Origin of the sequence: Xanthobacter flavus, from assembly GCF_017875275.1 — a bacterium.
GTDB classification, from domain to species: Bacteria; Pseudomonadota; Alphaproteobacteria; order Rhizobiales; family Xanthobacteraceae; genus Xanthobacter; species Xanthobacter flavus_A.
On record NZ_JAGGML010000001.1, the window covers coordinates 1590326 to 1605184 of the forward strand.

Genomic DNA, 14859 nt, shown 5'->3' on the forward strand with positions numbered 1-14859 from the left:
CCCTGTCCTGCGCTCACTCTCCACTGGAAACATCCCTTCCGGGCGTTGCGGCCCGGACCGGGCGGCTGCCAGATGGCGAGGCCGGAAGATGCGGGCGGGACGAGGGCGGATGGGGCTCAAGGGGCGAAGCGGCAGGGCTGGGGCGGTTCTGCGGCGTGTGATGCAGATGCACGCCCTAATGATAACAATCTTTTCACTCGCCTTCTCCTTTGCCTCCGTCGCGGCAGAGAAGGAGCCCATCCGGCTGCAGGTGGTGGGCGGCCTCGCCGGCGTCACCCAGTTCACCCGCCTGGAGCAGCCGTTCTGGGAGCACGAGATCACCGAGCGCACGGACGGGCGGGTGATCGCGACCATTACTCCCAACGACGGCGGCGGCCTGCGCGGACAGGAGATGCTCCGGCTCATGCAGCTCGGCGTCGTTCCGTTCGGCACCGGCCTCGTTTCCGTGGTCTCGGCGGAGGAGCCCGAGCTCAACGCCGTAGACCTGCCCATCCTCAATCCGGACATGGCGACGCTGAAGAAGACGGTGGCTGCCTTCCGCGCCCACCTCGTGACCCTCCTGCGCGACAAATGGGACATCGAGCTGCTGGACATCTACGCCTATCCGGCGCAGGTGCTGTTCTGCCGCTCCGCCTTCCGGGGCCTCGACGACATGGCGGGGCGCCGCGTCCGCACCTCCTCGGTGGCCCAGTCCGACCTGATGAAGGCGCTCGGCGCCATTCCCGTGGTGGTGCCGTTCGCGGATGTGGTGGACGCGGTGCGGCAGGGGGTGGTGGACTGCGCCATCACCGGCACGCTCAGCGGGTACGAGATCGGCCTCGGCGACGTGACCACCCATGTCCACGGCATGGCGATCAGCTGGGGCCTGTCGTTCTTCGGGGCCAATGTGACCGCCTGGGAGGCGCTGCCACAGGACGTGCGGACGCAGATCCGCGCCGGGCTCGCGGGCCTGGAGGGGCGGATCTGGCAGCAGGCGGACGCGGACACCATGCGCGGTCTCGACTGCAACACCGGCGCCATCGCCTGCGGTCGCCCCCAGGCGCGGCGGCTGGTGGTGACTCCGAAGTCCGAGGCGGACGCCGCCCGCCGTCTGAACCTGCTGTCCGGCATCATCCTGCCGCGTTGGATCGAGCGATGTGGCGCGGCTTGCGCCAATGCCTGGAATGCCTATCTTGCTGAGTTGCATGCCACGACCGCCAAAGCCGAGTGATTGCGCCCTACCGGGACAACCGGACCGACCGCGATCCCTCAGGCATCCCCGCAGTGCCCTCAAGCCTGGCGAATGATGCCCTCGAATGATCTGGCACCGCCTCAAGCTATCCGTCATCGCCGGAACCATCGTCATCTTGGGGCTGCTCGGCGTCGGGACGGCGTTGCTCGCCCATCGCGGGCTTGAGGCCACGAAGCTCGCGGCGGACGCCGACCTGGAGCGCTCCGCGCAAGCGGTCGAGAATGCGCTCAATCGCCAGCTGCTGCAGGTCCACAGCGCGCTCGCCACCATGCGACCGCTATTCGCCGCCGCCGGGCTCGCCCCAACCTCGCCGGCCTCCAGCGAACTGCTGCGTGGCCTGAACCTGCAGATCACCGCCTTCCGCGACCTGATGCTGGTGTCGCCCGAAGGCGACATCATCGCGTCCGCACGGCCGCGCGGCGCGCTGCGCTCGCTGCCGATCGCCACAAGTCTCTCCGGGCTCCAGCCCGCCGCGTTGCTGGGGCCGGTCCAGAATCCGGTGAGCGGGGACTGGTCCCTGTACGCCGCGCGGACGGTGCCCGGATGGGGCGGTGTGATCGCCTTGGCCGACGTGCCGATCCTGGCCCTCATGAAGGTGCTGGCCGAAACCGGCCTCGCGCCCGGAACGCGCATCCGCATCGAACGACCGACCGGCCAGCTGGTGGCCTCGCTGCCCCATGATGAACTGGCCATCGGCGAGTGGCATCCGGGGGCGCTCGGGACGCGCCCCCCCGACGGCAAGGCCTTCGTGACCTCCAATGCCGGCGGTGGGGCGGAACTGGCGGCGGTGCGCACCTCCCTGACCGGCGACCTGCGCGTGGTGCTCGTCATCGATCTCGCCGAAGTGCTCGCCCCCTGGCGGCTGGACCGCGACCGCATGGTGGCGGCGGCGGCCATGGGCGGGGTTCTGGTGACGGCCTTCGCCGGCGCGCTGTTCCTGGCGCTGCGCCAGCGCGAGAAGGTGGACGCCGAGCGCGACCGCGCCAGCGCCGTGCTCGCCAATGCGGTGGAGGCCATGTCCGACGGCTTCGCCCTGTGGGACGCCGAGGATCGGCTGGTGGCTTGCAACCAGCGCTACCGCGAGCTGTTCACCATCACCGCGCCCTATCTGCTGGTGGGCGCGCGCTTCGAGGACATCATGCGGGCGAGCCTCGCGTCCTCGCTACGCTCCGATACCGCACCGGCGAGCGCCGACGCGCTGGCCCGCCGCATCGGCGGGCATCGGCCCCAGCACACCCCGGTGGAACGCAGGCTCTCCGACGGCCGATGGGTGCTGATGACGGACCGCCGCACGGCGGACGGCGGCGTGGTGGCCCTGCGCACGGACATCACGGCCCTCAAGAAGGTGCAGGCGGAACTGGCCGAGGCGAATTTGCGCGCCAACGAGGCGGCGGCGGAGGCGCAGCGGCAGAACGTGGCGCTGATCGAGCGCGAGGGGCGCATCCGCTTCCTCGCCCATCACGACGACCTCACCGGCCTGCCCAACCGGGTGGTGTTCCGCGAGCGCATCGGCAAGGCGCTCTACCAGGCCGCCGAACGGGGCGAGGGCATGGCCCTGCTCTATCTCGACCTCGACCGCTTCAAGGACGTCAACGACACCCTCGGCCATCCGGTCGGTGATGCGCTGCTGCGCATGGTCGCCAGCCGGCTCACCGGCTGCGTGCCGGCCACCGACATGGTGGCGCGCCTCAGCGGCGACGAGTTCGCCGTCATCTGCGTCGGCCCGCGCCAGCCGGAGGCGGCGACCGCGCTGGCGGAGCGCATCATCTCCTTGCTCGGCGAGCCCTATTCGGCGCTCGGCCACACCCTCTCGGTCAGCGTCAGCGTCGGCATCGCCGTGGCCGAGGCGGCCTGGACCGACGCCGATACCCTGCTCAAGCAGGCCGACCTCGCCCTCTACCGGGCCAAGGCCTGGGGCCGCGGCACCGCATGCGTGTTCGAGCCGGAGATGGACACCCACCTGCGCGCCCGGCTCGAGATGGAGCAGGACATCAAGCAGGCGCTGGCGGAAAACCAGTTCCACCTCGCCTACCAGCCGATCTTCTCGGTGGCCACCGGCGCGCTCACGGGCTTCGAGGCGCTGCTGCGCTGGAACCACCCACGCCGGGGCCCCATCGACCCGTCGGCCTTCGTGCCCCTCGCCGAGGACACGCGCAGCATCGTCGAGATCGGCGCCTTCGCCATGCGGCGGGCCGTGGCGGACATCGCGTCCTTGCCCGGCGGGCTGAAGGTGGCGGTGAACCTCTCGCCGGTGCAGCTCGCCTTCGGCGACGTGATCGCGACGGTGGAGGCGGCGCTGCGCGACGCCGGCCTGCCGCCGGGCCGCCTCGAATGCGAGATCACCGAGAGCGCCCTGTTCGAGAGCGAGCAGGCGAGCCTCGCCGTGCTGCAGCGTCTGCGCGAGATGGGGGTGCGGATCGCGCTCGACGATTTCGGCACCGGCTATTCCAGCCTCAGCCGGCTGCGCCAGCTGCCCCTCGACAAGATCAAGATCGACCGCTCGTTCATCCAGGACGCCACCGAAGGCTCCGCCAGCGCCGCCATCGTCGAGGCCATCACCGTGCTCACCAGCCGGCTCGGCATCGCCACCGTCGCCGAGGGCATCGAGACCGAGGACCAGTGGGCGCTGGTGGCCCGCACCTCCTGCAACGAGGCGCAGGGCTTCCTGCTCGGCCGGCCGATGCCCATCGCCGAGGCGGCCGCGCTGGCCCATGCGGGCTACGGCGTGCCGGTCGCCCTGGCGGCGGGCCTGTGCGGCCAGCCGTGACGGCGCGCCGCGCTCAGCTGCGGAAATAGGCCGGCCAGAGCGCGACGAGATCCGGCGCGTAGGCGAGCGAGTTGGACAGATGGGTGCGCAGCGCCTCCTGCGCCCCGGCGGCATCGCCCGCCCGCACCGCGGCGGCCACCGCCCGGTGCTCGCGCAGCACCCGCTCGGCCTTGCCCGGCATGGGCAGGTGCAGGCGGCGGATGCGGTCGATATGGCCGGAATAGCGGCGCACCATCAGCCACAGGCTGTGGATGCCGGTGGCATCGAACAGCACGCGGTGGAAGTCGCGGTCGCCCGCATCGAAGCCGGGCAGGTCGCCGCGCGCGAGCCGCTCGTCCTGGAGGGCGATCACCCCATCGAGGCGCGCGGCGATGGCCGCATGGTCCTCACCCAGGGCCACCGTGCGCACCGCCTCCAGCTCGATGGAGCGGCGCAGAAAGTGCGCCTGCCGGGCGAGTTCCAGATCGATGGGGCTCACCACGGTGGCGTGCTGGGGGAAGATCTCCACCAGCTGCTCCTCCTGCAACTTCAGGAGCGCGTCGCGCACCGGCGTCGAGGAGAAGCCGAACAGGTCCTGCAACTCGGCGCGGGAGATCAGCGTGCCCGGCGGCATCTCCAGCGTGATGATCCGCTCGCGCAGATAGTCGAACACCTGCGGCGCCGCATGGCGGGAGGGATCGCGGGAGGGCCGCGCGCTGCGCGTCAGGTCCATGGTCGTCGTGTCCATGGCGGAAGAATAGCAAATCGGGCGCTTGACGCCACTAATGCATTAGCGTTTTAGTGGACCCATAAACGAGAAGGCCCCGCCTCAGGCAGGGGCCGCCGAGGAAACGACCGCCGCCGGCGCATCCGCCTGCCCCAATTCCGGGCGGCAGGGATGGCGCCCGTGAAGCCCGCGCACCGCAACCGCGCAGCCAACCGGCCCCGGGAGGACCCATGACCCGCCTGCAACGCCCGTCCCGCTCCTTTTCCAGCGGCGCGCTTCTCGCCGCGCTCGCCGCCACCGCGCTGACCCTCGCCGGGCCGGCGGCGGCGGAGACCTATCCGCAGCGGCCCGTCACCGTGGTGGTGCCCTTCCCGCCCGGCGGCGCCTCCGACAGCACGGCGCGCCTCACCTCGCAGAAGGTGAGCGACGCGCTCGGCCAGCCCGTGGTCATCGACAACCGCCCCGGCGCCAATGGCGGCACCGGCGCCACCCATGTGAAGACCGCGCCCGCCGACGGCTACACTTTGCTGGTCGGCTCCATCGGTGTGTTCGCCATCAATCCGGCGCTCTATCCGGCGCTGAGCTACTCACCCAAATCCGACTTCGACCTCATCACCGTGGCGGTGCGCACCCCCAACGTGCTGGTGGCCAACCCCAATTTCCCGGCGAATTCGGTGAAGGAGCTGGTGGCGTATCTGAAGAAGAATCCGGACAAGGTGACCTTCGCCTCCTCCGGCGTCGGCTCCTCCGACCACCTCACCGCCGCTCTGTTCTGGCAGAAGACGGGGACCAACGGCATCCACGTGCCCTACAAGGGCGGCGGACCGGCCATCAGCGACCTCATCGCCGGCCATGCGGACGTCTCGTTCCAGAACCTCGGAGCGGTGGCGAACCAGATCAAGGCCGGCAAGCTGAAGGCCCTTGGCGTCACCGCCGCCGCCCGCAGCCCGCAGTTTCCCGACATTCCGACTCTCAAGGAGGGCGGCGTGGACGGCATCGATGTCTATTCCTGGCAAGCCGCGGCCGCGCCCAAGGGCCTGCCGCCGGAGGTGAAGGCCAAGGTGGTGGCGGCCTTCAAGGCGAGCCTGTCCGATCCCGCCGTCAAGGCCAAGTTCACCGACCTCGGCTTCGAGGTTGTGGCCAACACACCGGCCGAGTTCGCCGCCTTCCAGGCTGCCGAGGAGCAGCGCTGGCGCGAGGTGGTGAAGGCCGGCAACATCGTGGTCCAGTAGTCCCCCACCTTCGCGCCGGGCGGTCTCGCCCGGTGCCCGCGACGGTCCCAGAGAGACGGGTTCCTGAGACATGACACGCCTGAAGACACCGGACCTTCTGCGCAGCGCGCGCTGGTTCGCCGCCGACGACCTGCGCAGCTTCGGCCACCGCTCCCGCCTGCGGCAGATGGGCTACGCCCCGGAGGACTGGGCGGGCCGGCCGGTGATCGCCATCCTCAACACCTGGTCGGATTTCAACTCCTGCCACGCCCATTTCAGGGACCGGGTGGAGGACATCAAGCGCGGCGTGCTGCAGGCCGGCGGCTTCCCGCTGGAAGTGCCGGTGCATTCGGTGTCCGAGACCTTCCTGAAGCCCTCGTCCATGCTCTACCGCAACATGCTGGCCATGGAGGTGGAGGAGGTGATCCGCGCCCATCCCGTGGACGGCGCGGTGCTGATGGGCGGCTGCGACAAGAGCACTCCGGCCCTGCTCATGGGCGCCACCAGCGCCGGCGTGCCGGCCATCTACGTGCCGGCCGGCCCCATGCTGCGAGGCAACTGGAACGGCAAGACGCTGGGCTCCGGCTCGGACGCCTGGAAGTTCTGGGACGAACGGCGCGCCGGCAACATCGGCGAGGCGGAGTGGAACGAGATCGAGGGCGGCATCGCCCGGTCCTACGGCCATTGCATGACCATGGGCACGGCCAGCACCATGACCGCCATCGCCGAGGCGCTGGGCATGACGCTCACCGGCGCCTCCTCCGTGCCGGCGGCGGATGCCGGCCACATGCGCATGTGCGCGGCCTCGGGCCGGCGCATCGTGGACATGGTGTGGGAGGACCTGACGCCGGCCCGCATCCAGACCCGCGCGGCGTTCGAGAACGCCATCATCGTCGCCATGGCCATGGGCTGCTCCACCAACGCCATCATCCATCTCATCGCCCAGGCCCGCCGCGCCGGCGCCGACATCACCCTCAATGATTTCGACGCGGCCAGCCGCCGCGTGCCGGTGCTCGCCAACGTGCGGCCGAGCGGCGACGCCTACCTGATGGAGGACTTCTACTTCGCCGGCGGCCTGCCGGCGCTGATGGGGCGCCTCACGGACTTCCTCCACCTCGATGCCCTCACCGTCTCCGGCCGCACGGTGGGCGAGGCCATCGCGGGGGCGAAGGTGCACAATGACGACGTGATCCGCCCCCTCGACAAGGCCATCTACGACGAAGGCGCGCTCGCCGTGCTGCGCGGCAACCTCGCGCCCGAGGGCTGCGTCATCAAGCCCAGCGCCTGCGCGCCCCATCTGCGGGTCCACACCGGCCCGGCGCTGGTGTTCGACGATTATCCCAGCCTCAAGGCCGCCACCGACGACGAAAACCTCGACGTGACGCCGGGCCATGTGCTGGTGCTGCGCAATGCCGGCCCCCTGGGCGGCCCCGGCATGCCCGAATGGGGCATGCTGCCGATCCCGAAGGCGCTGGTGAAGGCGGGCGTGCGCGACATGCTCCGCATCTCCGACGCGCGCATGAGCGGCACCAGCTACGGCGCGTGCATCCTCCACGTCTCGCCGGAGAGCCATGTGGGCGGGCCTCTGGCCCTGCTGCGGACCGGCGATCTCGTCACCGTCGACGTCCCCAACCGGCGCATCGACATGGAGGTGCCGGCCGAGGAGCTGGAGCGCCGCCGCGCCGCTTTGCCCGCGCCCGTGCCGCGCTATGAGCGCGGCTATGGCTGGATGTATTCCAAGCACATCAGCCAGGCGCATCTCGGCTGCGACTTCGACTTCCTGGAAACCTCCTTCGGTGCCGCCCCCGGCGAACCGGCCATCTACTGAGCAAGGAACACCCCGTGGAACTGCCTCGCAACGCCTTCAAGCACGCCATCTATGCCGGCCAGCAGCAGATCGGCCTGTGGAGCAGCCTCGCCAGCCATGTGTCGGTGGAGATCCTCGCCGGCGCCGGCTTCGACTGGCTGCTGCTGGACACCGAGCATTCGGCCAACGAGGTACCGATGGTGCTCAGCCAGCTCCAGGCCTGCATGGAGCACCCCTCCGTCATGCCCATCGTGCGCCCGCCGGTGAACGATCCCGTCGCCATCAAGCGGCTGCTGGACGCGGGGGTGCAGACCCTGCTCCTGCCCATGGTGGACACGCCGGAGCAGGCCGCCGACGCGGTGGCGGCGACGCGCTATCCGCCCGCCGGCATCCGCGGCTTCGCGAGCGCCTCCCGCGCCTCGCGCTTCGGCCGGATCAGCAACTATCACCAGCGCGCCCATGAGGAGATCTGCGTTCTGGTGCAGATCGAATCCCGCCTCGGCATGGACAATCTGGAGGCCATCTGCGCGGTGCCCGGCGTGGATGGCGTGTTCATCGGCCCCGGCGATCTCTCGGCCGCCATCGGCTATCTGGGCGACCAGAACAACGAGCACATCGTCACTCTTATCGAGGGGCTGATCGGCCGCATCGTGACCGCCGGCAACCGCGCCGGCATCCTCACCCCCAGCGAGGCTCTCGCCCGCCGCTACATCGCCGCCGGCGGCGTTTTCACCGCGGTCGGCTCCGACACCGGCCTCCTCGCCCGCAACGCCGAGGCGCTGGCGAAGCGGTTCCGCGCGTAGGGCCGCCCCTACCCCGCCTTCCGGTAGAGCCCAGTCAGAATCACCATGGGCGACAGGAGCGGCTGCGGCGCCGCGCGCATGCGCTTGCCCAGCCCGTCCATCAGCCGGTTGGTGAAGGCGTCGCGGAAGGCGGCGTCGCGGCCGGGGTCGAGCGCCGCCAGCAGCGAGGGCAGGAAGGGCGCGCGGAAGAAGCCGAGATGCTGGTCCGCCAGCGCGGCCGCGTCGCCATCCACCGCATAGGCCGGCCAGAACGGGTCCGGCATCTCCCGCGCCTCTTCGGCAACGAGGGTCAGCCCGGCGAAGGCGCCATCGGCGAAGGGCAGCCGCGCCTCGGCGGCGGTGCGCTCGAAGACGAGGATGGTCATGCGCCCGCGCTCTTCCGGCGTGAGCACGCCTCCAAGCGCCATCGCGTCCAGCTCCGCCTCCACCCACGGCATCAGCACCGGGAAGGTGGTGGGCTCCGCGTCCGGCAGGCTCGGCTGAACGACGACAAGGGCGCCGCCGGGCTTCAGCTCCCGCGCGCGGGCGGCGAGGAAGGCCCGCCAGTCGGCCGCCGCCTGCGCGGCGAAGGCGGCGCGCACCTCCGGCACCGTCTGCCGGGGCCACACATGGCCAGTTGGCATCACCGGCGCATGGCTCATCCAGTGGGCGGCAAACGAGCACCAGCCGAAATCCACGCAGCCATCGGGCAGCACCTGTTCATGGAAGGTGCGCCCCACCGCCGAGGCGAAGGTTCGCGCGTCGCGCCTGAGATAGCTGTCCGGATCGTCCCGCAGCAGCTGGAACAGGGCGGTGAAGTCATTGCCCGGCTGGTCGGTGTGGACGACGCTCACCGGCACGTCCGGCCCCAGCCGCCGCCGCACCTCGGCGAGCGCCAGCCCCAGGGGCGCGAGCGAGTTGCGCCCGGTGGCGCTGCCATAGTCGGCGAGCGTGACGGGGCCGCGCAGCGCCATCCCGTCGAAGTCCATGCCCTCGAACGCCCGCGCGATCAGCGGCAGCCCGTGGGCGCCGCCCTTCGCCTGATGCTGGGCATGGTCATTGTAGAACCCGCCCCCCTGCATGGGCGCCGGGCCCTCCACCCGCTCGTGACCCTCGGCCATCAACCCCTCCCCGTTGCTCGGAGGATGGCACATCTGCCGGCGACGGGGTAAGCAGTGACCCATCCGAACGCAGGCCTCGGCCACATGCATTTCGACCATTCCGGAGCGGAGGAAGCGAGGTCGCGTGCGCATCCTGCTCATCAACGTGCCGCATCCCTCCATCGGCAGCCGCATCCCCGACGATCACCTGCCACCGCTGGGCCTCCTCGCCATCGGTGGCCCGCTCATCGATGACGGCCACGAAGTGCGCCTCGTGGACGGCGAACTGAAGCCGATGACGGTGGCCGATCTCGTCGCGGCGGCGACGGACTTCCAGCCGGATGCGGTGCTGTTCGGCCATTCCGGCTCGACGTCCGGCCATCTGGTGATCGCGGCGGTGGCGGAGGGCATCGCGCAGGCGCTGCCCGGCGCCTTCATCGTCTATGGCGGGGTGTTCCCCACCTATCACTGGCGCGACATCCTCGCCGCCGAGCCCCATGTGACGGCCATTGTCCGGGGCGAGGGCGAGGAGACGGCACGCCGTCTCATGGCCGCGCTTCACGCCGGCGCGCCGCTCGCCGACATCCCTGGCATCGCCTTTCGCGACGCCACCGGCCCGCGCGCCACCCCGTCCGCGCCGATGATCCAGAACCTCGATGCCTACCGCGTCGGCTGGGAGCTGATCGATCACGCCCATTATTCCTACTGGGGCGGCCTGCGCGCGGTGGTGATGCAGTTCTCGCGCGGCTGCCCGCATCCCTGCACCTATTGCGGGCAGCGCGGCTTCTGGAGCCGTTGGCGTCACCGCGATCCCGTGTTGTTCGCCAAGGAACTGGCGCGGCTGCACCGCGAGCAGGGCGTGAAGGTCATCAATTTCGCCGACGAGAACCCCACCTCGTCCAAGAAGGCCTGGCGCGCCTTCCTGGAGGCGCTGATCGCCGAGGACGTGGACCTCGTCCTCGTCGGCTCCACCCGCGCCGACGACATCGTGCGCGACGCGGACATCCTGCACCTCTACCGCAAGGCCGGCTGGGTGCGCTTCCTGCTCGGGCTGGAGAATACGGATGCGGCCACCCTCGCGTTGATCCAAAAGGGCGGCGGCATCGACACGGACCGGGAGGCGATCCGCCTCCTGCGCCGCAATTCCATCCTCTCCATGGCGACCTGGGTGGTGGGCTTCGAGGAGGAGACCGACCGCGACCACTGGCGCGGCCTCAGGCGCCTCCTCGCCCACGATCCCGACCAGATCCAGATGCTGTACGTCACGCCGCATCGCTGGACGCCCTACTACCAGCTCGCCGCCGGCCGTCGGGTGATCGAGAGCGATCGCCGGCGCTGGGACTACAAGCACCAGGTGCTCGCCACCCGCCACATGCCGGCGTGGAGGACACTCGCCTGGGTCAAATTTGCCGAGGCGGTGCTGCAGCTACGCCCGAAGGCGCTCCGGCGCACCTATCTGGAGCGCGACGCGCGCCTGCGGCACGCCATGCGCTGGTACGCGAAGATCGGCCGGCGTGTGTGGCCGCACGAGATCCTCGGCTTCCTGCGCCGTCCCCCGCGCGACACCGGCACGACGGTTGCGGACATGTGGGGGCCGCCGCAGGACCGGGAGGAATATGCGATGGCGCCGTCGCCCCGCAGGCCGGCGGAGACACGCGAGCCCGCCTGAGGCCCCGCCTTCAACGCCCTCCCACGCCCACCAGCGCGCGGAAGAAGGCGGCGAGGCGCGCCTTGAGGGGCAGCGCATCGGCCACCTCCTGCTCGAAGGCGGCGAAGGCGGCTGCGAGGCGGGCCTGCTGACGCGCCTTTTCCGGCGCCGGCAGGAAGGCCTTGTCGATGGCGGTCTGCGCGAATCCCTTCAGCCGGCGATAGCCGAGGCCGTGGTCCTGGGCGGCGCGCAGATATTCGTTGGTGAGGTCGATGCGCGAGACGCCCGCGTCGTCGGTGGCGAGCGTCACCGGCACGCCGGCGGAGAGATAGGTGCGGATGGGATGGCGGCGGGCGCGCACGCCGAGGATCACGTCCGAGGAGGTGAGCGCGATCTCGATGGCGACGCCGCGCGCCTTCAGATCCGCCAGCAGCCCGTCCATGTCGCGCTCGAAGCCGATGGCGGTGCCGTGGCCGATGCGCCGCGCGCCTGCCGTCTCCACTGCATCGCGGATGTGGAAGTCGAGGTCCGGCGGCGGCACGAGGCCGATCCACAATTCGCCCGCATGGAGCGCCACCGGCACGTCCTTGCCGGCGAGGAAGCCGATCCACTGCATGTGGGTGCGATAATCCTGCCGCGCCGTGCGGTAGTCCTCCGGCCCGACATAGTTGAAGCCGGCGACGATGTCCGGCAACGCCCGCACCAGCGCCGCCGACAGCGCCGTCTGGGCGAACACCTCGGCCGGCGCGCCGTTGCGGTTCACCTGGGCGATGTAGCGGAAATCCACGCCGCAGCCAGGGCGGGAAGCGTCCGCCGCGCAGCCGCGCAGCGCCTCCACACGGGCCACGAGGGCCCTGATGTCCTCCACCCGGCGGCGCACCACGTCCGCCATTCCGGCCGCCTCTAGCGCCGCCAGCATGGCCTTGGGATCGCGCTCCGCGCCGATGGCCTGGCCGAGGCGGCGGCGGTCGTCGCCCTCGATCAGCGTCACCATCAGCTCGGCATATTGCACGTTCTCGGCGCGGTACTGGCGCAGCTGGTCCACCGTCATCTCGGCGGTGCGCTCCATAGTGCGTGTCCAGTCCGGACCGCCGGCGGCGGGATTGAACTTGGAGAAGGAGGCGAAGAACTGGTCGTGCCCGGAGGGCACCTGAGGGGTGGGCACGAACCAGCGCATGGAGAGCGCATCCACCAGCAGGTCGAAGGTGGTCTGGCCGCGCCAGCCGGCCACCGCGTCGGCGATGGGGACGATCTTTGGATCGGCGCCGCAGGGCTTCTCCGCGCTCGCGTCGGCGGGCGGGGACAGGATGTTCATGGCGGCGGGATCGAGGCACAGGCCATCCTTGATGGCCCAGGCGATCAGCCGCTCGGCATAGACCGCGCCGGAGAGGTGGGTGTGCAGGTCGCCGCCCTTCGGCATGCGGTGCAGGAAAGCGCGCTGGCGGTTGGGCTCCGGCCGCATCCGCTCGAACTGCGCCGCGGTGAGCGCCTCGGGCAGACGGCTGGCGACGACGGCGGCCCGGATGGCGACAAGCGCCGCGATCAGGACGAACGCGGCGATCAGGATGCGGCGACGCAACAGGGCCTCCGGGGCGCGGATCTCAACTCGGGCGCGAGCGTAGCGAGTTTCTCCGTGTCACGGAATCCGGCAAACGCCCGCATGCGCCGTCATCGCCCGCCTATGGCCGCGCCTGACGCTCGATAACGCCGTCATCGCCCGCCTCGTGCGGGCGATCCACCCGTCCGCCAGAGGGGTACCGGGCCTGAGGAAGCGGACGAGCGGCGGAATGGATCCCCCGGACCAGCCGGGGGATGACGGTGGTGAGGGCGCGAGAGGGAAGCGACAGGGCGGAGTTCAGCGCTGGTATCTCGGCTCTCGCCCGCTGCCCCGCGCGCCCCGACTCAGCTCTTGGCGAGCCCGGCGAGCACCTTGTCGACGCCGGTGACGCCCACCTTCACATTCACCTGCCGGCCGTCCTGCAGGCGGAAGGAGATGGTGGCCTCCTTGGCGGCGGACAGCTCCTTGGAGAGCGCCGCGTCATAGGCGATGCTCGCCTCGCACTCGGTGCCGTTGCACCACTGGTACGCGAGCTTGCGGGTGTTCTGGCCGAGCACCAGATCCACGCCGTCGCGCACGATCACGCCGGTGGGCGTGGTGATGGCGATGGTGGGAACGTCCTTGCCGTCCTTGCCGATTTTCCACACCACCACGACGCGCTTGGACTGGTTGTCGGTGATGCGCAGCACGGCGAAGCAGGTCTTCTTGCCGGTCCTGGCGCCGGCCGCCGGGGGCAGTTCCTGGCAGGTGAGCACCCAATTGTCGAACGACTGGGTCTCGGTCTTCACCGGGCCGGCGGGCGCGGCGGCCGGCGGCTGGTTCTGGGCGGAACGGGTCTGCGCCGGCGCCTGCTGGGTCTGCGCCACGGTCACCGCGCCCGTGTCCTCGGAGAACAGGACGGCGAAGGGGGTGGCGGCAAGCAGCGCTGCGAGGGCGAGAAAGGGGCCGGTGCGGAACGCGCCGGTGCGGGACGGACGGGGAAGATTCACGAGACGCCTCCGTGGACGAAGACCCGGGGACAGAAGGAATCGGGACCAGAAAGAAGGGGAACCTGAATGCCGATCGTGCGGATGCGCGGCCGGTGGGCCCGGTCCGCGCGCCACGCTTGCCGGGCGGAAAGGCCCGCCGGACGGGAAGGATGGGGCGGCGGGGCACGAAAGCCAAGCGTTGTTCAAGCGTTCCTGCGGCATTGTCCCCCGCAGAAGAAACGGGCGGCGCACCGTGAGGCACGCCGCCCGCGGGACTGATCGAGGATCAGGCGCAGATCACCACTGGTAGCGCAGACCGCCCTTGGCGCTGCCAGCCGTGTAGTTGTCGCCGAACTTCACATCGGCATTCACGAAGCTGTTCCAGCCCGAGTCCTTGGCGAAGACGTTGAAGCCGACACCCACTTCTCCGAACAGGCCGTCGAAATTGTCGACGGTGCTGAAGGGCACGCCCGGATTGAAGAGGGTGACCGCGTTGTCGCCGAGGAACTCGTACCAGAGCCGGCCGGTCAGGCTCGCCTGCACCCGGTAGGTAGCCGCGTCGTAGACCTGGCCACCGATGCGGGCGCCGAGGCTGCCCCGCAGGCTGTCGTTGTTGCCGAAGTCCACGAAGGTGGCGCCGGCGATGTTGAGGTCGGAGATGTTGGTGTTGACGTAGGACAGGGTGGCGAGGCCGTCCAGGAACCCGCCGTTGCCCCAGGTGTAGAAGCGGTAGCCGGTGTCGAGGGCGAAGCCGACGTTCCGGGCGTCCGTGGACTGGCCGAAGTAGCCGATGCCCGCGAGCGTCGGCGCGTTGTAGTCCATGGAGAGGAAGTCGGCCTTCACCAGGGCGTCGAAGTACCAGTTGCCGGTGATGTAGGTGGCATAGGCACCGACCGTCCCGCCGGAGTAATCCGCCGAGGTGGGCGAGTTGCTGAAGTTCAGGTTGGACCCGACGAAGCCGCCGAGGACACCGAACACCATCGCGTCGTTGGAGGCGAAGACGTTCTCCTTGCCGAAGTCGGCGCCGGCCATGAAGCCGTAGATGTTCTGGCTGTAGCCGGTGTCGAAGCCGTAGATGCCG

Annotated in this window: 11 protein-coding genes; 6 read left to right on the forward strand and 5 right to left on the reverse strand. The window is 70.3% G+C overall.

What is annotated here, in order from left to right; genetic code table 11:
- The first annotated feature begins 178 nt into the window (after positions 1–178).
- Together J2126_RS07775 and J2126_RS07780 are read left to right on the forward strand one after the other, a co-directional pair.
- A complete protein-coding gene (locus tag J2126_RS07775; protein ID WP_209485423.1) occupies positions 179–1210 on the forward strand; it encodes a TRAP transporter substrate-binding protein in 1032 nt (343 codons plus the stop codon).
- 85 nt (positions 1211–1295) lie between these two features.
- Positions 1296–3998, forward strand: coding sequence for a bifunctional diguanylate cyclase/phosphodiesterase (locus tag J2126_RS07780; RefSeq protein WP_209485425.1), 2703 nt, complete (start codon positions 1296–1298; stop codon positions 3996–3998).
- Between the two features lie 13 nt (positions 3999–4011).
- On the opposite strand, the gene J2126_RS07785 is transcribed toward J2126_RS07780, so the two are convergent.
- A complete protein-coding gene (locus J2126_RS07785) occupies positions 4012–4710 on the reverse strand; it encodes a GntR family transcriptional regulator (protein WP_209485427.1) in 699 nt (232 codons plus the stop codon).
- A 224-nt stretch (positions 4711–4934) separates the two neighbouring features.
- Here J2126_RS07785 and J2126_RS07790 point away from each other — a divergent pair, with 224 nt between their 5' ends.
- From J2126_RS07790 to J2126_RS07800, 3 genes are all read left to right on the forward strand, one after another.
- Positions 4935–5936: a Bug family tripartite tricarboxylate transporter substrate binding protein gene (locus J2126_RS07790; protein ID WP_209485429.1), complete on the forward strand. Its 1002-nt coding sequence runs from the start codon at positions 4935–4937 to the stop codon at positions 5934–5936.
- Positions 5937–6006: 70 nt separating this feature from the next.
- On the forward strand, positions 6007–7743 hold the full coding sequence (gene araD / locus J2126_RS07795; protein ID WP_209485431.1) for an L-arabinonate dehydratase: 1737 nt from the start codon (positions 6007–6009) through the stop codon (positions 7741–7743).
- A gap of 14 nt (positions 7744–7757) precedes the next feature.
- Positions 7758–8525: an HpcH/HpaI aldolase family protein gene (locus J2126_RS07800; RefSeq protein WP_209485433.1), complete on the forward strand. Its 768-nt coding sequence runs from the start codon at positions 7758–7760 to the stop codon at positions 8523–8525.
- A gap of 8 nt (positions 8526–8533) precedes the next feature.
- Here the strand turns inward: J2126_RS07800 and J2126_RS07805 are convergent, their stop codons facing one another.
- A complete protein-coding gene (locus J2126_RS07805) occupies positions 8534–9625 on the reverse strand; it encodes a hypothetical protein (protein ID WP_209485435.1) in 1092 nt (363 codons plus the stop codon).
- 124 nt (positions 9626–9749) lie between these two features.
- Between J2126_RS07805 and bchE the strand changes: the two genes are divergently transcribed.
- Positions 9750–11273: a magnesium-protoporphyrin IX monomethyl ester anaerobic oxidative cyclase gene (gene bchE, locus J2126_RS07810; RefSeq protein WP_209485437.1), complete on the forward strand. Its 1524-nt coding sequence runs from the start codon at positions 9750–9752 to the stop codon at positions 11271–11273.
- A gap of 10 nt (positions 11274–11283) precedes the next feature.
- Here the strand turns inward: bchE and J2126_RS07815 are convergent, their stop codons facing one another.
- From J2126_RS07815 to J2126_RS07825, 3 genes are all read right to left on the reverse strand, one after another.
- On the reverse strand, positions 11284–12831 hold the full coding sequence (locus tag J2126_RS07815) for an adenosine deaminase (RefSeq protein WP_209485440.1): 1548 nt from the start codon (positions 12829–12831) through the stop codon (positions 11284–11286).
- Positions 12832–13154: 323 nt separating this feature from the next.
- A complete protein-coding gene (locus J2126_RS07820; protein WP_209485441.1) occupies positions 13155–13799 on the reverse strand; it encodes an invasion associated locus B family protein in 645 nt (214 codons plus the stop codon).
- A gap of 276 nt (positions 13800–14075) precedes the next feature.
- Positions 14076–14855: an autotransporter outer membrane beta-barrel domain-containing protein gene (locus tag J2126_RS07825; RefSeq protein ID WP_348634394.1), complete on the reverse strand. Its 780-nt coding sequence runs from the start codon at positions 14853–14855 to the stop codon at positions 14076–14078.
- Positions 14856–14859: the final 4 nt, after the last annotated feature.